The sequence below is a fragment of the Pseudomonas sp. NPDC087615 genome, assembly GCF_044743445.1.
GTDB classification, from domain to species: Bacteria; Pseudomonadota; Gammaproteobacteria; order Pseudomonadales; family Pseudomonadaceae; genus Aquipseudomonas; species Aquipseudomonas baetica_A.
On sequence record NZ_JBIUWM010000060.1, the window covers coordinates 794 to 19358 of the forward strand.

At 58.9% G+C, this 18565-nt stretch carries 20 protein-coding genes and 1 pseudogene; 9 read left to right on the forward strand and 12 right to left on the reverse strand.

Features of this window, described 5'->3' with window-relative positions:
- Positions 1–108: pseudogene (locus ACIOU6_RS23300) on the reverse strand (sulfate adenylyltransferase small subunit); the annotation flags it as partial.
- Between the two features lie 256 nt (positions 109–364).
- The gene (locus ACIOU6_RS23305) at positions 365–1123 is read right to left on the reverse strand and encodes a Nif3-like dinuclear metal center hexameric protein (protein ID WP_221730022.1); all 759 of its coding nucleotides are present in this window, start codon (positions 1121–1123) and stop codon (positions 365–367) included.
- Between the two features lie 103 nt (positions 1124–1226).
- Here ACIOU6_RS23305 and algW point away from each other — a divergent pair, with 103 nt between their 5' ends.
- The 3 genes from algW (at position 1227) to ACIOU6_RS23320 (ending at position 5321) form a co-directional block, all read left to right on the forward strand.
- On the forward strand, positions 1227–2384 hold the full coding sequence (gene algW / locus ACIOU6_RS23310) for a Do family serine endopeptidase AlgW (protein ID WP_221730023.1): 1158 nt from the start codon (positions 1227–1229) through the stop codon (positions 2382–2384).
- Between the two features lie 87 nt (positions 2385–2471).
- Positions 2472–4589: a TonB-dependent siderophore receptor gene (locus ACIOU6_RS23315; protein ID WP_401139026.1), complete on the forward strand. Its 2118-nt coding sequence runs from the start codon at positions 2472–2474 to the stop codon at positions 4587–4589.
- Between the two features lie 12 nt (positions 4590–4601).
- Positions 4602–5321 (forward strand): DUF4198 domain-containing protein, encoded by a 720-nt coding sequence (locus ACIOU6_RS23320; protein WP_339431762.1) that lies wholly within the window; start codon positions 4602–4604, stop codon positions 5319–5321.
- Between the two features lie 104 nt (positions 5322–5425).
- Here the strand turns inward: ACIOU6_RS23320 and hisC are convergent, their stop codons facing one another.
- The 10 genes from hisC to ACIOU6_RS23370 form a co-directional block, all read right to left on the reverse strand.
- Complete coding sequence (hisC, locus tag ACIOU6_RS23325; RefSeq protein WP_401139027.1) at positions 5426–6478, reverse strand: histidinol-phosphate transaminase; 1053 nt, start codon at positions 6476–6478, stop codon at positions 5426–5428.
- 2 nt (positions 6479–6480) lie between these two features.
- Positions 6481–7806, reverse strand: a complete 1326-nt coding sequence (gene hisD / locus ACIOU6_RS23330; RefSeq protein ID WP_221730027.1) for a histidinol dehydrogenase — start codon at positions 7804–7806, stop codon at positions 6481–6483.
- 124 nt (positions 7807–7930) lie between these two features.
- Positions 7931–8566: an ATP phosphoribosyltransferase gene (gene hisG, locus ACIOU6_RS23335; protein ID WP_221730028.1), complete on the reverse strand. Its 636-nt coding sequence runs from the start codon at positions 8564–8566 to the stop codon at positions 7931–7933.
- Between the two features lie 127 nt (positions 8567–8693).
- Positions 8694–9959 carry a UDP-N-acetylglucosamine 1-carboxyvinyltransferase gene (murA, locus tag ACIOU6_RS23340; RefSeq protein ID WP_045122295.1) on the reverse strand — a complete coding sequence of 422 codons (1266 nt, stop codon included), beginning with the start codon at positions 9957–9959 and terminating at the stop codon, positions 8694–8696.
- 22 nt (positions 9960–9981) lie between these two features.
- Positions 9982–10221, reverse strand: coding sequence for a BolA family protein (locus ACIOU6_RS23345; protein ID WP_007912386.1), 240 nt, complete (start codon positions 10219–10221; stop codon positions 9982–9984).
- A gap of 115 nt (positions 10222–10336) precedes the next feature.
- Positions 10337–10642: a lipid asymmetry maintenance protein MlaB gene (locus ACIOU6_RS23350; RefSeq protein ID WP_221730029.1), complete on the reverse strand. Its 306-nt coding sequence runs from the start codon at positions 10640–10642 to the stop codon at positions 10337–10339.
- The gene (locus tag ACIOU6_RS23355; RefSeq protein ID WP_221730030.1) at positions 10639–11292 is read right to left on the reverse strand and encodes a phospholipid-binding protein MlaC; all 654 of its coding nucleotides are present in this window, start codon (positions 11290–11292) and stop codon (positions 10639–10641) included. The genes ACIOU6_RS23350 and ACIOU6_RS23355 overlap by 4 nt, the downstream gene beginning before the upstream one ends.
- Positions 11293–11303: 11 nt before the next feature.
- Positions 11304–11771 carry an outer membrane lipid asymmetry maintenance protein MlaD gene (mlaD, locus tag ACIOU6_RS23360; RefSeq protein WP_095190863.1) on the reverse strand — a complete coding sequence of 156 codons (468 nt, stop codon included), beginning with the start codon at positions 11769–11771 and terminating at the stop codon, positions 11304–11306.
- On the reverse strand, positions 11771–12568 hold the full coding sequence (gene mlaE, locus ACIOU6_RS23365; protein ID WP_221730031.1) for a lipid asymmetry maintenance ABC transporter permease subunit MlaE: 798 nt from the start codon (positions 12566–12568) through the stop codon (positions 11771–11773). Before mlaE ends, mlaD begins: the two co-directional genes overlap by 1 nt.
- Positions 12568–13377: an ATP-binding cassette domain-containing protein gene (locus ACIOU6_RS23370; protein WP_221730032.1), complete on the reverse strand. Its 810-nt coding sequence runs from the start codon at positions 13375–13377 to the stop codon at positions 12568–12570. The genes mlaE and ACIOU6_RS23370 overlap by 1 nt, the downstream gene beginning before the upstream one ends.
- 276 nt (positions 13378–13653) lie before the next feature.
- On the opposite strand from ACIOU6_RS23370, the gene ACIOU6_RS23375 reads away from it, so the two are divergent.
- The 6 genes from ACIOU6_RS23375 to ACIOU6_RS23400 form a co-directional block, all read left to right on the forward strand.
- Positions 13654–14628: a KpsF/GutQ family sugar-phosphate isomerase gene (locus tag ACIOU6_RS23375; protein ID WP_221730033.1), complete on the forward strand. Its 975-nt coding sequence runs from the start codon at positions 13654–13656 to the stop codon at positions 14626–14628.
- Positions 14628–15152, forward strand: a complete 525-nt coding sequence (locus ACIOU6_RS23380; RefSeq protein WP_221730034.1) for an HAD family hydrolase — start codon at positions 14628–14630, stop codon at positions 15150–15152. The genes ACIOU6_RS23375 and ACIOU6_RS23380 overlap by 1 nt, the downstream gene beginning before the upstream one ends.
- Before the next feature lie 8 nt (positions 15153–15160).
- A complete protein-coding gene (lptC, locus tag ACIOU6_RS23385) occupies positions 15161–15733 on the forward strand; it encodes an LPS export ABC transporter periplasmic protein LptC (RefSeq protein ID WP_401139028.1) in 573 nt (190 codons plus the stop codon).
- Positions 15720–16265: a lipopolysaccharide transport periplasmic protein LptA gene (gene lptA, locus ACIOU6_RS23390; protein ID WP_221730036.1), complete on the forward strand. Its 546-nt coding sequence runs from the start codon at positions 15720–15722 to the stop codon at positions 16263–16265. Before lptC ends, lptA begins: the two co-directional genes overlap by 14 nt.
- Complete coding sequence (gene lptB / locus ACIOU6_RS23395) at positions 16265–16990, forward strand: LPS export ABC transporter ATP-binding protein (protein WP_008085069.1); 726 nt, start codon at positions 16265–16267, stop codon at positions 16988–16990. The genes lptA and lptB overlap by 1 nt, the downstream gene beginning before the upstream one ends.
- Before the next feature lie 188 nt (positions 16991–17178).
- On the forward strand, positions 17179–18565 hold a 1387-nt coding region (locus tag ACIOU6_RS23400), incomplete at its 3' end, for an RNA polymerase factor sigma-54 (RefSeq protein ID WP_401139029.1).

Below are 18565 nucleotides of genomic sequence, written 5' to 3' on the forward strand. Positions count from 1 at the left end.
AAAGATACAGAAAACCATAACCGCCATATAGAAATCAGATCACACCTCTCGGATTAAGATGATGCTTTCCGCCTCCAGCTGTTTCAGATGCGTCAGTTTGTCGACCATGGCTACTCACGAAAGCTTTCTTATGAACGGCCAGCGGGCCGTGTTCGAGCGGGGAATCCTAGCACAGCGAGCTTCTTCTAATCAGGACGCCAACTAGATCGAAAGAGCATATGAATATGCCCACTCGTTTGGGCAGGAAGCGCCCTCCTGTGGGAGCGGGCTTGCTCGAGAAAGCGCTGGATCAGTCGAAATCATTTTTGAATGACACACCGCATTCGGGAGCAAGCCCCCTCCCACCTTGGATCGATGTGATACGTCAAATCGGGTTCGGGCAATCGATGAAGATGTGTTCGACAGCAAAACGCTTTGCCAGATAATCGCCCAGCGCCTGCACACCATAACGCTCGGTGGCATGGTGGCCGGCGGCGATGAAGCTGATGTCGTTTTCCCGGGCACTGTGAAAAGTCTGCTCGGATGCTTCGCCACTCAGGAACAGATCGACGCCCGCCGCCACACCCTGATCGATATAACCCTGGCCGCCGCCAGTGCACCAGCCAACCCGACGGATCATCGCGCTGCCTTCGACCAGCAACGGCTCACGGCCCATGACTTCCTGCACCTTGCGGGCGAAATCACGCGGGGTGACAGGTTCGCTCAGCGAGCCGACCAGACCGACGATTTTCAGATTATCCGGATCCAGCGGGCCTTCAACGGTGATGTCCAGTTGACGCGCCAGTTGCACGTTATTGCCCACGTCCGGGTGGAGGTCCAGCGGCAAGTGATAGGCGAGCAGACTGATGTCGTGCTTGAGCAATGTCTTGAGTCGACGCTGCTTCATGCCGGTGATGCACGGGTTTTCGCCCTTCCAGAAATAACCGTGATGCACCAGCACCAGATCGGCCTCGGCCTCGACGGCGGCATCGAGCAACGCCTGGCTGGCGGTGACGCCGCTGACAATGCGCATCACCTGCGGACGGCCCTCGACCTGCAACCCGTTGGGGCAATAGTCGGCGATTTTTGCACTGCCCAGGTAACGATCGGCTTCTTCGACGAGGGTGCTGAGGGCGACGGCCATGAAAGACTCCTAAATATCCCGTTCAGAGGCGCGCGCGGCCTCGTATAATGCGCGACATTATGGGCGGTCTGACCCCGCCTGCAACTTTTCCAGGACGTGCTTAATGTTCAAGGCGCTACGTTTTATGGGCTGGCCGCTGTTGGCCGGTGTGCTTATCGCTCTGTTGATTATTCAGCGTTACCCGCAATGGGTCGGGCTGCCGAGCCTCGACGTCAACCTGCAACAGGCCCCGCAGACCACCAGCGTGCAACAGGGGCCGGTGTCCTATGCGGACGCGGTGACCACTGCCGCACCGTCAGTGGTCAATCTGTACACCACCAAAGTCATCAACAAACCGGCGCATCCATTGTTTGAGGATCCGCAGTTCCGCCGCTTCTTCGGTGACAACTCGCCCAAGCAGAAGCGCATGGAATCGAGCCTCGGCTCCGGCGTGATCATGAGCCCGGAAGGCTACATTCTGACCAACAACCACGTCACCAGCGGTGCCGATCAGATCGTCGTGGCGCTCAAGGACGGTCGTGAAACCCTCGCTCGGGTGATCGGCAGCGACCCGGAAACCGACCTCGCCGTATTGAAGATTGACTTGAAAAACCTGCCGTCGATTACCGTCGGGCGCTCCGACAATATTCGCATCGGCGATGTCGCGCTGGCCATCGGCAACCCGTTCGGCGTCGGCCAGACCGTGACCATGGGCATCATCAGCGCCACCGGGCGGAACCAGTTGGGCCTGAACAACTACGAAGACTTCATCCAGACCGACGCGGCGATCAACCCGGGCAACTCCGGCGGCGCGCTGGTCGACGCCAACGGCAACCTCACTGGCATCAACACGGCAATCTTCTCCAAGTCCGGCGGCTCGCAGGGCATCGGTTTTGCCATCCCGGTGAAACTGGCGATGGAAGTGATGAAGTCGATCATCGAGCACGGCCAGGTGATTCGTGGCTGGCTGGGTATTGAAGTGCAGCCGCTGACCCAGGAACTGGCGGAGTCGTTCGGTCTGTCAGGGCGCCCGGGGATTGTTGTCGCCGGTATCTTCCGTGACGGTCCGGCGCAGAAGGCCGGCCTGCAATTGGGTGACGTGATTCTGAGTATCGATGGCGAACCGGCCGGCGATGGTCGTCGCTCGATGAACCAGGTCGCGCGGATCAAACCCACCGACAAGGTGACGATTCAGGTGATGCGTAACGGCAAAGAACTCAAGCTCACCGCAGAAATCGGCCTGCGCCCACCACCGGCACCGGTGCAGGAAAAAGAACAGTAAGACTTTGTTCGCGCCGATGGCGCGAATAACAGACATTCTCAAAAGGCATGTTATATTGTTTCAATTTAACCATTGGAACAACATAACATGTCGTCTCGAACAAAGGCCTCTCTACTGGGCCTGACTCTCGGTCTGCCCTTGGGTTTATTGGGCGATCCGGTCTTCGCCGAAGATCAAATACCGCTCGAACTCGACGCCATCAGCGTCACCTCCGATTACGAATCCCCCACCGGCCCGGTCAAGGGCTACCGCGCCACACGCTCCTCCAGCGCGACCAAAACCGATACCGCGATCCGCGACATCCCCCAAGCCATCAGCGTGGTGCCCGCCAGCGTGCTCAAGGATCTGGGCAGCACCAGCGTAGAGCGCGCACTGGATTTCGCCGGCGGCGTGTCGAAGCAAAACAACTTCGGCGGCCTGACCCTCTACGAATACAGCGTGCGCGGTTTCACCACTTCGGAATTCTATAAGGACGGCTTCAGCGCCAATCGCGGCTATACGGCCACGCCCGACGTCGCCAATCTCGAGCGCATCGAAGTGCTCAAGGGCCCGGCCGCCAGCCTGTACGGCCGCGGCGACCCTGGCGGCACGGTGAACATCGTCACCAAGAAACCACAACCCGAAGCCTTCACCACCCTGCAAACCAGCGCCGGCAGTTGGGATCGTTATCGCACCGCGCTGGACGTCAACACGCCGCTCGATGCAGAAGGTGACGTGCTCGCGCGAATCAACCTCGCCATCGAGGACAACCACAGCTTTCGCGAACACGTCGACAGCCAGCGTGTATTCGTCGCGCCTTCGATCAGTTGGCAGCTGAACCCGGACACATCGCTGTTAGTAGAAAGCGAAATCGTCCGTCACAGCTCCACCTTCGATCGCGGCATTGTTGCGCCGAACAATAAATGGAGTGGCGTCTCGCGCTCGACCTTCCTCGGCGAACCGAACGACGGCAACATCGACAACCACAACAACCTGCTGCAGGCGACGCTTGAACATCACCTCAATGACAGCTGGAAACTACGCCTGGCCAGCCACTACAAGGAAGGCAAACTCTGGGGCTTCGCCTCTGAAAGTCGTGCGCTGAATGCCGACGGCCACACCGTCAACCGCCGTTACCGCGAGCGCGACAATCGCTGGCATGACAGCATCACCCAACTGGAACTGCGCGGCCTGTTCGACCTCGGCCCCTGGCAGCACGAACTGCTGATCGGCACCGAATACGAAAACTATCGCAAGAACGAACGAGTCACGACCTTCGCCGGCAGCCCTTACGCCATCGACATCTACCGGCCGATCTACGGTCAGCCAAAACCCGATGGCGCACGCTCGGGCACAGACTTCTTCGAACACGTCGAAAGCCACGCACTGAACCTGCAGGATCAAATCGTCTTCACGGACAAACTGCGCGGGATGATCGGCGCGCGTTTCGAACATTTCGACCAACGCATCGACGATAAAACCCGCAGTGCCAGCAGCCGACAGAGTCACGATGCCCTCACCCAGCGCGCCGGCCTGCTCTATCAGTTGACGCCCGATACCGGCCTGTTCGCCAACGCCTCGACGTCATTCAAACCGAACAACGGCCTCGACGCCGCCGGCAAATCCTTCGCCCCGGAAGAAGGCGTTGGCTACGAAATCGGCATCAAGAACGAACTGTTCGACGAACGCCTGAGCAGCACCCTCGCCTTCTTCCACATCGACAAGGAAAACGTCCTTGCCCTCGACCCGGGCACCGACACCCGCCGTGCGTTGGGCAAGGCGCGTAGTCGTGGCTTCGATCTGCAAGTGACCGGGCAAGTCACCGATGCCGTAAGGGTGATCGGGGCATTTGCCTACATCGACGCCGAAGTGACCAAGGGCGACGCGGTGATTGCCACTGGCAGCCGAATTCTCGGCGTGGCCAAGCGCAGCGGCAGTTTGCTCGGTGTTTACGAATTTCAGGATGGTCACCTGCGCGGCTCGGACGTCGGCGCAGCGTTTACGTATGTCGGTGACCGTTCGGGTGAGTCGGGCAGTGACTTCGAATTACCGGCCTATCACACCGTCGACCTGCTGGCCCATTACAAGGCCAGCGACAACGTCACCGTTGGCCTGAACCTGAACAATCTGTTCGACGAAAAATACGACGAGCGCTCGTACAGCAACTACTGGGTCAACCCCGGCGAACCGCGCAATTTCACCGTCAGCCTGACACTCAACCTGTAAAAGGACGTCACCATGCAATACCGTAAAACCCTCCTGATCCTCGCCGCGCTGTTCGCCACACAAGCCACAGCCCATGGCCTGTGGACAGAACAACGTCGCGGCAACATCGAAGTGATCTACGGCCACGGCGCCGAAGACAATGCCTTCAAGGCCCAGAAAATCAGCGGCGCGTGGGCCTATGACGCGGGCGGCAAGATGATCCCGGTCAGCGTCGAGCGCCTTGCCGATCACGCCCGCCTGAAGCCGCTGAAAACGCCGGCGGTCATGGCGGTGGCGCTGAACAACGGGATGTGGTCGCAAACGGCTGACAAGAAGTGGATCAACGAAGGTCGCAGCAAAGTGCCCGGTGCAATCGAAGCGACGCAGACGTTCAAATACAGCCTGGCGATTTATCAACCGGGAGCGAAGTTGCCCAAGCTCGATCAGATCAAACTGCTGATTTTGCCGGAGGTCGATCCGCTAACCGTCGGGCCGGGGAATTCATTGCCGGTACGGGTTTTGCTCGATGGCAAACCGGCAGCGGGCGTGAAGTTGATCGGCGATTATCGGAGCGCGCCGAATACGCTGAGCACCGAGACCGACAAGGACGGGCGCGCGCAGGTGTTGGTACGAAATGAGGGGTTGAATGTGATTGCCGCGCAGGTTGAGGTGCCGGTGAAGGACAGTGTTGATGTGAACAGTCGAGGGTTGTTCAGTTCGCTGACGTTTTTGGGGGAGCCACATCACGAGTAAGGCTCAGGATTCGCGGCGCTGCATTCGCAAGCAAGACCGCTCCCACATTTGATCTGTGTCGTGCACAAATCCACTGTGGGAGCGGGCTTGCTCGCGAAAGCGGTTTAGAGGTCGCCGAGCCCGTCGATCAACGCCTGATTCTGCTCCGGCGTGCCGATCGAAATCCGCAGGAACTGCGCAATCCGCGCCTGCTTGAAGTGCCGCACGATCACGCCTTGCTCACGCAATTTGGCCGCCAGCCCTGCGGCGTCATGTTGCAGATGCCGGGCGAAGATGAAGTTCGCCGCCGACGGTAGCACCTCAAAGCCCTTGGCCTGCAACTGCGCAATCACCCATTCACGGCTCTCGATGACCAGACGGCAAGTCTTGTCGAAGTACTCACGATCCTCGAACGCCGCCGCGGCACCGACATTCGCCAGACGATCCAATGGATAGGAGTTGAAGCTGTTCTTGATACGCTCCAGCGCCTCGATCAAGTCTGGATGCCCCACCGCCAAACCGACCCGCAGGCCCGCCAGTGAACGGGATTTGGACAGGGTCTGCGTCACCAGCAGGTTCGGATAGCGATCCACCAGGCTGATGGCCGTCTCGCCGCCAAAATCGATATAAGCCTCATCGACCACTACCACCGAATCCGGGCTGGCCTTGAGAATCTGCTCAACCGCGTCCAGCGCCAGCAGGCAACCGGTGGGGGCGTTCGGGTTAGGGAAAATGATCCCGCCGTTCGGCTTGGCGTAGTCCGCCGGGTTGATCTGGAACTGCGCATCAAGCGGTACCGCATCAAACTTGATGCCGTACAGACCGCAATACACCGGATAAAAGCTGTAACTGATGTCCGGAAACAACAACGGCTGCTCGTGTTGCAACAGGCCGTGGAAGATGTGCGCAAGCACTTCATCCGAGCCGTTGCCCAGGAACACCTGATTGCTCTGCACGCCGTAGTAGTTAGCAACCGCGTTTTTCAGCAAGTCGCTGTTCGGGTCCGGGTACAGACGCAGGTTGTCGTTGAGCTCGGTCTGCATCGCCGCCAGGGCTTTTGGCGACGGGCCATAAGGGTTTTCATTGGTATTGAGCTTGACCAGTTTGGTCAGTTTCGGCTGTTCGCCCGGTACATACGGCACCAGATCCTTGACGAACGGGCTCCAGAATTTACTCATGTTCAGTTCCCCTTCGATTCGTCTTTGATGCGGTATTCGGCGCTGCGCGCGTGGGCACTCAGCGATTCGCCACGGGCCAGCACGGATGCGGTTTTACCCAGCTGCGAAGCACCGTCCTCGGAACAGAAGATGATCGACGAACGTTTCTGGAAGTCATACACGCCCAGCGGCGAGGAGAAACGTGCAGTGCCGGATGTCGGCAATACATGATTGGGGCCCGCGCAGTAGTCGCCCAGGGCTTCGCTGGTGTGACGGCCCATGAAGATCGCACCCGCGTGGCGGATCTGCGGCAGCCAGGCTTGCGGGTCAGCGACCGACAACTCCAGATGCTCCGGAGCGATGCGGTTGGCGACTTCGATCGCCTGCGCCATGTCACGCACATGAATCAGCGCACCGCGACCATTGATCGAGGTTTCGATGATGGTCGCGCGATCCATGGTCGGCAGCAGTTTGTCGATGCTCGCGGCAACCTTGTCGAGAAACTCGGCGTCGGGGCTGACCAGAATCGCCTGAGCGTCTTCATCGTGTTCAGCCTGGGAGAACAGATCCATGGCGATCCAGTCAGGATCGGTCTGACCGTCGCACACGACGAGAATTTCCGAAGGGCCGGCGATCATGTCGATACCGACCTGACCAAAAACGTGGCGCTTGGCTGTCGCTACATAGATGTTGCCCGGGCCGACCACTTTGTCGACCTGCGGCACGCTTTCGGTACCGTAAGCCAGGGCGGCAACCGCCTGCGCGCCACCAATGGTGAACACCCGGTCGACACCAGCGATGCACGCCGCCGCCAGTACCAGTTCATTGATTTCACCACGCGGAGTCGGCACGACCATGACCACTTCGGTCACACCGGCGACCTTGGCCGGAATCGCGTTCATCAACACCGACGACGGGTACGACGCCTTGCCGCCCGGCACGTACAGCCCTGCGCGATCGAGCGGCGTGACCTTCTGGCCCAGTACCGTGCCGTCGGCCTCGGTGTAGCTCCAGGAATCCTGCTTCTGTTTTTCGTGGTAGCTGCGCACCCGAGCTGCGGCTTTTTCCAAGGCTTCGCGTTGCGGCACGGTGATGCGGGTCAGGGCAAGTTCCAGGCGCTCGCGCGGCAGGATCAGGTCAGCCATCGAGGCCACTTCCAGACCGTCGAACTTCTGGGTGAACTCGACCAGCGCTGCGTCACCGCGCTCGCGCACAGCCTTGATAATGTCCAGCACGCGCTGATTGACCGAGTCGTCAGACACACTTTCCCAGCTCAGCAGATGATCCAGATGATGCGCGAAATCCGGGTCAGCAGCGTTGAGTCGGCGAATTGCAGTCGGTGCGGTCATAGCGAGAGCCTCATAGGAATGGCAAAAACTCAGGCGCCCGAAACTACCATTCGATCCGCTTGGGCACCTGAGAATTCTGGCTATGAGGCGGATAGACGGCGCGACCTGGGGTCGCGCAAGTAAATCAGCCGCGGTGTCGAGACTCCACTGCGTTGCGCAGGGTGTCGATCAACGCCTGGATGCGGGCGTGTTGCATTTTCATCGAAGCCTTGTTGACCACCAGGCGCGAGCTGATCGTGGCGATCAGCTCCTGAGGTTCCAGGCCATTGGCGCGCAGGGTGTTACCGGTGTCGACCACGTCGATGATCTTGTCGGCCAGACCGATCAACGGCGCGAGTTCCATCGAGCCGTAAAGCTTGATGATGTCGACCTGACGGCCCTGCTCGGCGTAGTAACGCTTGGCGACGTTGACGAACTTGGTCGCCACGCGCAGACGGCCCTTGGGCTCGACCGCGCCGATCTTGCCGGCGGTCATCAGTTTGCACTGGGCGATCTGCAGGTCCAGTGGCTCGTACAGGCCCTGGCCGGTGTATTCCATCAACACGTCTTTACCGGCCACGCCGAGGTCGGCCGCGCCATGCTCGACATAGGTCGGCACGTCGGTGGCGCGCACGATGAGCAGGCGTACGTCTGCCTGCGTCGTGGGGATGATCAGCTTGCGGCTCTTGTCCGGATTCTCGGTCGGCACGATGCCCGCTTCAGCGAGAAGCGGCAGGGTGTCGTCAAGGATGCGGCCCTTGGACAGTGCGATGGTCAACATGGGAAACGTCAGTCCTTATCAAGGTACTCATGTCCGGTCGCAATCGGCGCCGGACACACATCGAGCCGATACCGGCTCGATTCAAAACGAATTCAACGGGCACATCCTTGTGCCCATGCAGCAGCTATTAGCCCGGAACGCGACGGATCTTGGCGCCCAGCATCTGCAGTTTTTCTTCGATGCACTCGTAACCACGGTCGATGTGGTAGATGCGGTCGATCAGGGTATCGCCTTCGGCAACGAGCGCCGAAATCACCAGGCTGGCCGAAGCACGCAGGTCGGTTGCCATCACTGGCGCGCCTTTGAGGACTTCAGTACCGGTGACGATGGCGGTGTTGCCTTCGACCTGGATCTTGGCGCCCATGCGGTGCAGTTCGTAGACGTGCATGAAGCGGTTTTCGAAGATCGTCTCGATCACTGCGCCAGTGCCTTCGGCAATGGCGTTGAGCGAGATGAACTGTGCCTGCATGTCAGTCGGGAACGCCGGGTACGGCGCAGTGCGCACGTTGACCGCTTTCGGGCGCTTGCCATGCATGTTCAGCTCGATCCAGTCTTCACCGCTGGTGACCTCTGCGCCGGCTTCACGGAGTTTTTCCAAAACAGCTTCGAGGATGGTCGGATCGGTATCCTTGACCTTCACACGACCGCCGGTCACTGCAGCGGCCACCAGATAGGTGCCGGTTTCGATACGGTCAGGCATGACTTTGTAGAAGCACGACCCCAGACGCTCAACGCCATCAATGGTGATGGTGTCAGTGCCGGCACCGGAAACCTTGGCGCCCATGGCGTTGAGGAAGTTCGCCAGGTCAACCACTTCAGGCTCACGCGCCGCGTTCTGCAGCACGCTGCGGCCCTTGGCCAGAGCAGCAGCCATCATGATGTTTTCGGTACCGGTCACACTCACGGTATCGAAGAAAAAGCTCGCGCCGCGCAAGCCGCCTTCAGGCGCCTTGGCCTTGATGTAGCCGCCTTCGACGTCGATTACCGCGCCCATGGCTTCGAGGCCACGGATGTGCAGGTCGACCGGACGCGAGCCGATGGCGCAACCGCCAGGCAGTGCGACTTCGGCTTCACCGAAACGGGCAACCATCGGGCCCAGTACCAGGATCGACGCACGCATGGTTTTCACCAGTTCGTACGGAGCGATCAGGGTCTTGATGGTGCGCGGGTCGATTTCGACGCTGAGTTTCTCGTCGATCACAGGCTCAATGCCCATGCGACCGAACAGCTCGATCATCGTGGTGATGTCGTGCAGGTGAGGCAGGTTGCCAACCGTCACCGGGCCATCGCACAGCAGGGTGGCTGCCAGGATCGGCAGGGCGGAGTTCTTTGCCCCGGAGATGCGGATTTCGCCATCAAGACGAACGCCGCCGGTAATAATCAGTTTATCCATAAGAATCTCGACGCCCTTAGGCTCAGGTGCGCTCGGCCCAGGCCGCGCTGCTGAAAAATTTCATAGTGACCGCATGGATGCTGCCATCGGTGATCCATGGGTTCAAATGGGCATAGATCTGCTGCTGACGCTTCACCGGGCTCAACGCCGCCAGTTCATCGCTAATCACGTTCAGCTGGAAATTGCAGCCTTCGCCCTCAACTTCTACCAACGTTCCGGGCAGCTTTCCTTCAAGGAAGCTCTTCACTTCTACGGCCTGCATGCTCAACCTCAATCGGCGCCCTGTGCGCACGGGTCGGACATCATACAAAAAAGCCCCGCGCCTGCGAACCCCGCATGGCAGGACTCTGACGGGGGGCTTCTTTATCGATGCGAATTCAGTGTAGCGCCAGCACTTCGGTCAGCTCGCTGACCTGAGCGATTTCGCGCATGTCGTCGGGCATCGCCCTGATGCTGACAGCCTTGCCGGCCGCTTGAGCATCGCGCATGAAGCACAGCAGCAACGACAAACCGATGCTGCTGGACTTCTTTACGCCCGAGCAGTCGATGACCAGCGACGAAGCCTTGCTGGACTTGATCAGCGCCTCACCTTCCTTGCGCAGATCAGGCCCGGTGCGGTAGTCCAGCACTCCGCTGAGCAAAAGCTCATCGACATCACTCATACGCACTGCCGCCTCTTTCATTGCGCTGGCTTCACGGCAGCTTTGTCGGTTTCTTCTTTGGCTTTGGCGACTTCACCGGCCCAACCGTTGATGGTCGCGTCCAGGTTGTTGCCATTGCGCTGCATCGCATCAGAGAACTGATCACGGAACAGCTTGCCGATGTTGATACCGTTGATGATCACATTGCGCAGCTTCCACTCGCCGTTGATCTTCTCGAGCGTGTACTGCACGGGATAGATCGCGCCGTTGCTGCCCTTGACGGTCATGCCGACGCTGGTGCGATCGCCCGACTCGTCCTTGGCCGGATCAACGGTGATGCCCTGGTTGTTGTACTCAAGCAAGGCGTTGCCATAGAACTGGAACAGGCCTTTCTTGAAGTTTTCCTGGAATGTCTGCATCTGTGCCGGTGTCGCCTTGCGCGAATACTTGACCGTCATGATGCTTTTGGAAATGCCTTCGGCATCCACCACAGGGCCGACAATGTTGTTCAGCGCGGTATAGAAATCCTGCGGATCCTGTTTGTACTTTTCTTTATTGGCCGCCAGGTCAGCCAACATCCGGTTCGTGGTGTCCTGAACCAGATCGTGCGCCGACTGCGCCGCCACAGCAGTGCCCATCAATGGCAATGTCGCAAGCAGCACCAACAGTCCACGTCGCAAGGTAGAGATCATTCAAAAGCTCCTCATTTGGCGTCTTTGCTAACGGTATTGAGCAGGAATTTACCGATCAGGTCTTCCAGTACCAGTGACGACTGCGTGTCGTGAATGGTTCCACCATCCTTCAGACGGGCGTCTTCCCCGCCCACACTGATACCGATGTACTTCTCGCCCAGCAGACCAGCGGTCAGGATAGACGCTGTGGAATCGGTCGGCAGATTGTCGACTTTCTTATCCACTTGCAGGGTCACCCGACCGGTGAAGCTGTCGCGATCCAGATCGATTGCCGTGACCTTACCGATTGTTACGCCGGCCATGGTCACTTTGGCTCTGACCGTCAAACCGGCGATATTGTCAAAGTAGGCATAAAGTTTATAGGTGTCGGTGGTCGAAGTCGGAGACAGGCCACTGACCCGCAAAGCAAGCAGCAGCAAAGCCAGGATCCCTGCCAGCAGGAACAGGCCGACACCGATTTCCAGGGTGCGGTTTTGCATCAGAAATCTCCAAACATCAAAGCGGTCAGAATAAAGTCCAGGCCGAGCACTGCCAGCGAGGCAAACACCACGGTCTTGGTGGTGGCACGACTGATCCCCTCTGAAGTGGGCTCACAGTCATAGCCTTGGAATACGGCGATCCAGGTCACTACGAAGGCGAAAACGATACTTTTGATGACACCGTTGAGCACATCACTGGTGAAGTTCACGCTGTTCTGCATGTTCGCCCAATAGGAGCCTTCATACACGCCCAGCCAGTCGACAGCCACCCACGAGCCGCCCCAGATGCCCACCACACTAAAAATCATCGCCAGCACCGGCAGGGAGATGAAACCCGCCCACAGACGCGGCGCGATAATGTATTTGAGCGGGTCGACACCGATCATTTCCAGGCTGGAAAGCTGTTCGGTGGATTTCATGTTGCCGATTTCCGCGGTCAATGCCGAACCGGCACGCCCGGCAAACAACAGCGCCGTCACCACCGGGCCCAGTTCACGCAGCAGGGTCAAAGCAACCATCTGCCCTACCGCCTGCTCCGAACCGTAGCTCGACAGAATACTGAAGCCCTGTAATGCCAGCACCATGCCGATAAAGATACCGGAGACCACGATGATCACCAGCGACATGACGCCCACCGAATGCAACTGTTTGACCAACAGACCAAAACCGCCGCTGATGCCACCACGACCGATCAAGGCGTGAAACAGGAACAGCGTTGCACGACCAAACACCGCAATGGCGTCGATCGCCGCTTCGCCAAACCGGCGTACGCGTTCTATTAATGAAATTCTGCGCATCAGCGCTTCCCCAGAAGATCTGCGCGGTAATCCGTCGCTGGAAAGTGATACGGAACCGGGCCGTCAGGGTCGCCCGTCATGAACTGACGAATACGCGGCTCGTCCGAGTTCATCAGTTCATCCGGCGTGCCCTGCCCCAGTACCTGACCGTCGCCGACTATATAGAGGTAGTCGGCAATGCTCGCGGTTTCGGCCAGATCGTGGGACACCACGATACTGGTGATCCCCAGCGCATCATTGAGCAGACGGATCAGACGCACCAACACACCCATGGCGATTGGGTCCTGACCAACAAACGGTTCGTCATACATGAGGATCTGTGGATCGAGCGCAATTGCCCTCGCCAGAGCCACGCGACGCTTCATGCCGCCGGACAGTTCGTCGGGCATCAAATCGATGGCGCCGCGCAGGCCAACGGCCTGCAGCTTGAGCAGGACGATGTCGCGGATCATTTCTTCCGGCAATTGGGTATGAACGCGCAGGGGAAAAGCGACGTTCTCGAAAACATCGAGATCGGTGAACAGCGCACCGCTCTGAAACAGCACGCCCATGTGCTTGCGTGCATCGAACAGATCGCTGCGCGAAAGCTGCGGCAGGTTCTGACCGTTCACCCAGACTTCGCCACTGGAAGGACGCAACTGTGCGCCCATCAACCGCAACAGGGTGGTCTTGCCACACCCGGAAGGCCCCATGATGCCGGTGACCTTGCCGCGCGGGATGCGGATATCGACGTTATTGAAAATGCTGCGCGCACCGCGCTTGAAGGAGACTCCCTTCAGCTCGACCGCGTAGGCGTTATCGGCACTCATCTAAACTCCTTGCGATGCAGCCTCTCACTCGGACGCCTGGCTCTACTTAAAAAGCACTTACATCCCGGGCAGGCCGAACTGGCGGCGAACTATATCACTGCAAAGGCCAAGCGCCCAAGGCCTGTGCCGGGCTGTGTTCAGCGATAAAGGGAGGACTGGAGGCCGTTTTGCCGGGTTTTGGTAACGAGGAATGATAAAGCACGACGAACTTGCGTGAGGCTTTGCAACATAACCGCTATAATCGCCGCCTTTTCATCGGGCTATACGATTTCTGACATGAGCCAATCCAGCGACCTGATTCAATCGGCACAACGCACCATCCGCCTCGAAATGGAAGCCGTAGAAGGCTTGTTGCCCCATATCGACGCCGATTTCGTACGCGCCTGCGAGATGATTCTGGCCAGCAAAGGCCGTGTGGTGGTGGTCGGCATGGGCAAGTCCGGGCACGTCGGCAACAAGATTGCTGCGACCCTGGCCAGCACCGGCACCCCCGCTTTTTTCGTACACCCGGCCGAAGCCAGCCACGGCGACATGGGCATGATCACTCGCGATGACGTGATCCTGGCCCTCTCGAACTCCGGCTCGACCAACGAAATTGTCACCCTGCTGCCCTTGATCAAGCGTCTGGGCATCCAGTTGATCAGCGTGACCGGCAATCCGGCTTCGCCGCTGGCCAAAGCCGCCGAAGTCAACCTCAACGTTCACGTCGAGCACGAAGCCTGCCCGCTGAACCTGGCGCCGACCTCCTCGACCACCGCGGCACTGGTCATGGGTGACGCCCTGGCCGTTGCATTGCTGGAAGCGCGCGGCTTTACCGCTGAAGATTTTGCTTTCTCTCACCCGGGCGGTGCGCTGGGTCGTCGTCTGCTGCTGAAAGTGGAAAACGTCATGCACAGCGGGCAAGAGCTGCCGAAAGTGCAACGCGGCACTCTGCTCAAGGACGCTCTGATGGAAATGACCCGCAAGGGTCTGGGCATGACCGTGATTCTTGAAGCCGACGGCAAGCTCGCCGGGATCTTCACCGATGGCGATTTGCGCCGCACGCTGGATCGCAGCATCGACATCCGCAGCGCGACCATCGACCAGGTGATGACGGCCCACGGCAAGACCGCCCGGCCCGAAATGCTCGCCGCCGAAGCCCTGAAAATCATGGAAGACCACCGAATCAACGCGCTGGTAGTTGTCGATGAGGAAGATCGCCCGGTTGGCGCCTTCAACCTCTCCGACCTGCTGCGCGCAGGAGTGATGTAATGAGCACCGATCTGCTGCAACGCGCAAAAGCGATCAAACTGGCGGTTTTCGACGTCGACGGCGTCCTTACCGACGGACGCCTGTACTTCCTTGAAGACGGCAGCGAGTTCAAGACGTTCAACACCCTCGACGGTCAAGGCATCAAAATGCTGATGAACGCTGGCGTGCAGACCGCCATCATCAGCGGCCGTAAAACGCCCGTGGTCGAGCGCCGAGCGAAAAACCTCGGCATCGCGCACCTGTTTCAGGGCCGCGAAGACAAATTGGTGGTTCTGGACGGTTTACTTGAGCAACTGGGCCTAAGCTATGAACAGGTCGCCTACCTCGGTGACGACCTGCCCGACCTGCCGGTGATCCGCCGCGTAGGCTTGGGCATGGCCGTGGCCAACGCCGCTGATTTCGTCCGCGAACACGCCCATGGCGTGACCCGGGCCCGCGGCGGCGAAGGTGCCGCCCGTGAATTCTGCGAATTGATCCTGCGCGCCCAGGGCCGCCTTGATGCGGCCAACGCCGCGTACCTGTGAGCCAAAAAATGTTCAGCAAAAAATTTCGTAACTTCCTGCTCTTCGCCTGTATAGCCGCGATATTCGCGGCGGTCGGCTACTGGAACATCAGCCCGGAACGCTTTCTCGACAAACCTCCAGCCTCGTCGGTAGACACCCCTATCGACTGGTATGCGACCAACACGCATACCTTGCAATACCTTCCGGACGGCAAAGTGCAGTATGAAATGACGTCCGACAAGGCCGAACACGTCAAGGCGACCGACATCACACTGGTGACCAAGCCCGACCTGAACATGTACCGCGGGACAGCGTTCCCATGGCACGTGACCAGTGAGCGCGGCGAAGTGAACTCGGGCGGCACCGAAGTCGAGTTGATCGACTCGGTACGCGTCAAGCGCACCGATGAAAAGAACCGCGACACCCTGATCACGTCGACTCGCATGACGGTGTTCCCGCAGCAGCAATATGCGCAGACCGCGCAACCCGTTAGAATCGACGGCGCTGGGGGTGTATCGACTGGCGTGGGAATGAAAGCGTATCTGAAGGAAAGCAGGATACACCTGCTATCGAACGTAAGAGGACAGTATGAGGCTCGTTAAAACCCTCCCTATTTTGCTCAGTCTGGGCGCAGCACTGGGAAGCGTGAGCGCCTGGGCTCTGCCGAACGATCAAGAGCAGCCGATCCGCATTCAGGCCGACGATGCCCAACTGGACGACAAGAATGGCGTTGCCACCTATAAAGGCGACGTGATCATCACTCAGGGCTCGATGAAGGTTACCGGCAACACCGTGACCATCACTCGCACTCCGGCCGGTGACATCGACGTGGTGACCTCGGTGGGCAACCTTGCCTACTTCGAGCAACTGCAAACCGCCGGCGACAAGAAACCCGTTCAAGGCTGGGGCGTAACGATCCAGTACCATGCAGCGCAGAACCGCGTCGTGCTGATCGACAAGGCCAAGGTTGTCGACAAGGACGACAACATCACCCAAGGCGAGAAAATCGTCTACGACACGGTGAAGAAACTGGCCAGTGCCGGTCGCGCTACCGGCAGCAAGGTCACCGAGTCGCGTCCACGCATCGACATGGTGATCCAGCCGAAGAAGAAAACCGACGAGAAAACCCAGTAATGGCAACTCTGAAAGCTCAGCACCTGGCCAAGGCCTATAAAAGCCGCCAGGTCGTGCGTGACGTCAGCCTGTCGATCGACAGCGGCCAGATTGTTGGCCTGCTCGGCCCGAACGGTGCCGGCAAGACCACATGCTTCTACATGATTGTCGGCCTGGTACAGGCCGATCAGGGCCGCGTGCTGATCGACGATCTGGACGTCAGCCACCAGCCAATGCACGGTCGCGCAAAGGCTGGTATCGGCTATCTACCGCAAGAAGCCTCGATCTTCCGCAAGCTGTCGGTGGCCGACAACATCATGGCCATCCTCGAGACCCGTCAGGAGCTCGACAAGGCCGGTCGTCGCAAGGAACTGGAAAGCCTGCTGCAGGAATTTCACATCAGCCACATCCGCGACAACCTGGGCATGAGCCTGTCCGGTGGTGAACGCCGCCGAGTGGAAATCGCGCGTGCCCTGGCAACCGCACCGAAATTCATCCTGCTCGACGAACCGTTCGCCGGTGTCGACCCGATCTCGGTCGGCGACATCAAGCAGATCATCCACCACCTCAAGGCCAAGGGCATCGGTGTGCTGATCACCGACCACAACGTGCGTGAGACGCTGGATATCTGTGAAACCGCTTACATCGTCAACGACGGCCAGTTGATTGCCGAAGGCGACGCAGAAACCATCCTGGCCAACGATCTGGTCAAGGAAGTGTATCTGGGTCACGAGTTCCGCCTGTAAACGCGACAGCGCCCGGAGAGACGCGCGGGCGCTGTATCGATTCAAGCAGGATTTAATACGCTTTAATTGTTACAACGCTCTAGGCAAACACTTCAGTTTCAGGCATATAATTTGCTTAAGTTTGGCGCTTCGGCGCTCTGTAGTGGATGGCGCATGTGCGCCGGCGAATAAGGTGTTAAGCCCCTGCCATGAAACCATCGCTAGTCTTGAGAATGGGCCAGCAGCTGACGATGACACCTCAGCTGCAACAGGCCATCCGTCTGCTCCAATTGTCGACCCTGGATCTGCAACAGGAAATCCAGGAGGCCCTGGAATCCAATCCGATGCTCGAGCGCCAGGAAGAAGGCGACGACTTCGACAACTCAGACCCTCTGGCCGACAACGCCGAGCAGAAGCCCAACACCGAAATTCAGGAACCGTCCTATCAGGAAACCGCTCCGACGGTGGACAATCTGGAAGATGGCGAATGGAGCGAGCGTATCCCCAACGAGCTTCCGGTCGACACGGCCTGGGAGGACGTCTATCAGACCAGCGCCAGCAGCCTGCCCAGCAGCGATGACGACGAATGGGACTTCACCACCCGCACCTCCGCTGGTGAAAGTCTGCAAAGCCACCTGCTGTGGCAGCTCAATCTCGCCCCGATGTCAGACACCGACCGACTGATCGCCGTCACCCTGGTCGACTGCATAAACAACCAGGGCTACCTGGACGAAACCCTCGAAGAAATCCTCGAAGCGTTCGACCCGGAACTGGACATCGAGCTGGACGAAATCGAAGCCGTTCTGCACCGCATTCAGCAGTTTGAACCCGCTGGCATCGGCGCCCGCAACCTCGGCGAATGCCTGTTGCTGCAACTGCGCCAGTTGTCGGCGAAGACACCATGGCTGACTGAAGCGAAACGTCTGGTCACCGACTACATCGACTTGCTCGGCAGCCGCGATTACAACCAGTTGATGCGGCGCATGAAGCTCAAGGAAGATGAACTGCGTCAAGTCATCGAACTGGTGCAGAGCCTCAACCCGCGTCCAGGCTCTCAGATCGAATCCACTGAAGCCGAATACGTCGTCCCTGACGTCATTGTGCGCAAGGACAATGAACGCTGGCTGGTCGAACTGAATCAGGAATCAGTGCCCCGCCTGCGGGTCAACGCCCAGTACGCCGGCTTCGTACGCCGCGCCGACACCAGCGCCGACAACACCTTCATGCGCAACCAGTTGCAGGAAGCCCGCTGGTTCATCAAGAGCCTGCAAAGCCGCAACGAAACCTTGATGAAAGTGGCCACCCAGATCGTCGAACATCAGCGCGGCTTTCTGGAATACGGGGACGAAGCCATGAAGCCACTGGTTCTGCATGACATCGCCGAAGCGGTTGGCATGCACGAATCGACGATTTCCCGAGTGACCACACAGAAGTTCATGCATACCCCGCGCGGTATCTATGAATTGAAATACTTTTTCTCAAGCCACGTCAGCACCTCCGAAGGCGGTGAATGCTCGTCCACGGCGATCCGCGCGATCATCAAAAAACTGGTTGCTGCGGAAAATCAGAAAAAGCCGTTGAGTGACAGCAAGATCG

What these genes read in the sequence shown, in the direction of transcription:
- ACIOU6_RS23305 (WP_221730022.1), bottom strand. Translation starts at nt 1,123, where the DNA reads ATGGCCGTCGCCCTCAGCACCCTCGTCGAAGAAGCCGATCGTTACCTG.
- algW (WP_221730023.1), top strand. Translation starts at nt 1,227, where the DNA reads ATGTTCAAGGCGCTACGTTTTATGGGCTGGCCGCTGTTGGCCGGTGTG.
- ACIOU6_RS23315 (WP_401139026.1), top strand. Translation starts at nt 2,472, where the DNA reads ATGTCGTCTCGAACAAAGGCCTCTCTACTGGGCCTGACTCTCGGTCTG.
- ACIOU6_RS23320 (WP_339431762.1), top strand. Translation starts at nt 4,602, where the DNA reads ATGCAATACCGTAAAACCCTCCTGATCCTCGCCGCGCTGTTCGCCACA.
- hisC (WP_401139027.1), bottom strand. Translation starts at nt 6,478, where the DNA reads ATGAGTAAATTCTGGAGCCCGTTCGTCAAGGATCTGGTGCCGTATGTA.
- hisD (WP_221730027.1), bottom strand. Translation starts at nt 7,806, where the DNA reads ATGACCGCACCGACTGCAATTCGCCGACTCAACGCTGCTGACCCGGAT.
- hisG (WP_221730028.1), bottom strand. Translation starts at nt 8,566, where the DNA reads ATGTTGACCATCGCACTGTCCAAGGGCCGCATCCTTGACGACACCCTG.
- murA (WP_045122295.1), bottom strand. Translation starts at nt 9,959, where the DNA reads ATGGATAAACTGATTATTACCGGCGGCGTTCGTCTTGATGGCGAAATC.
- ACIOU6_RS23345 (WP_007912386.1), bottom strand. Translation starts at nt 10,221, where the DNA reads ATGCAGGCCGTAGAAGTGAAGAGCTTCCTTGAAGGAAAGCTGCCCGGA.
- ACIOU6_RS23350 (WP_221730029.1), bottom strand. Translation starts at nt 10,642, where the DNA reads ATGAAAGAGGCGGCAGTGCGTATGAGTGATGTCGATGAGCTTTTGCTC.
- ACIOU6_RS23355 (WP_221730030.1), bottom strand. Translation starts at nt 11,292, where the DNA reads ATGATCTCTACCTTGCGACGTGGACTGTTGGTGCTGCTTGCGACATTG.
- mlaD (WP_095190863.1), bottom strand. Translation starts at nt 11,771, where the DNA reads ATGCAAAACCGCACCCTGGAAATCGGTGTCGGCCTGTTCCTGCTGGCA.
- mlaE (WP_221730031.1), bottom strand. Translation starts at nt 12,568, where the DNA reads ATGCGCAGAATTTCATTAATAGAACGCGTACGCCGGTTTGGCGAAGCG.
- ACIOU6_RS23370 (WP_221730032.1), bottom strand. Translation starts at nt 13,377, where the DNA reads ATGAGTGCCGATAACGCCTACGCGGTCGAGCTGAAGGGAGTCTCCTTC.
- ACIOU6_RS23375 (WP_221730033.1), top strand. Translation starts at nt 13,654, where the DNA reads ATGAGCCAATCCAGCGACCTGATTCAATCGGCACAACGCACCATCCGC.
- ACIOU6_RS23380 (WP_221730034.1), top strand. Translation starts at nt 14,628, where the DNA reads ATGAGCACCGATCTGCTGCAACGCGCAAAAGCGATCAAACTGGCGGTT.
- lptC (WP_401139028.1), top strand. Translation starts at nt 15,161, where the DNA reads ATGTTCAGCAAAAAATTTCGTAACTTCCTGCTCTTCGCCTGTATAGCC.
- lptA (WP_221730036.1), top strand. Translation starts at nt 15,720, where the DNA reads ATGAGGCTCGTTAAAACCCTCCCTATTTTGCTCAGTCTGGGCGCAGCA.
- lptB (WP_008085069.1), top strand. Translation starts at nt 16,265, where the DNA reads ATGGCAACTCTGAAAGCTCAGCACCTGGCCAAGGCCTATAAAAGCCGC.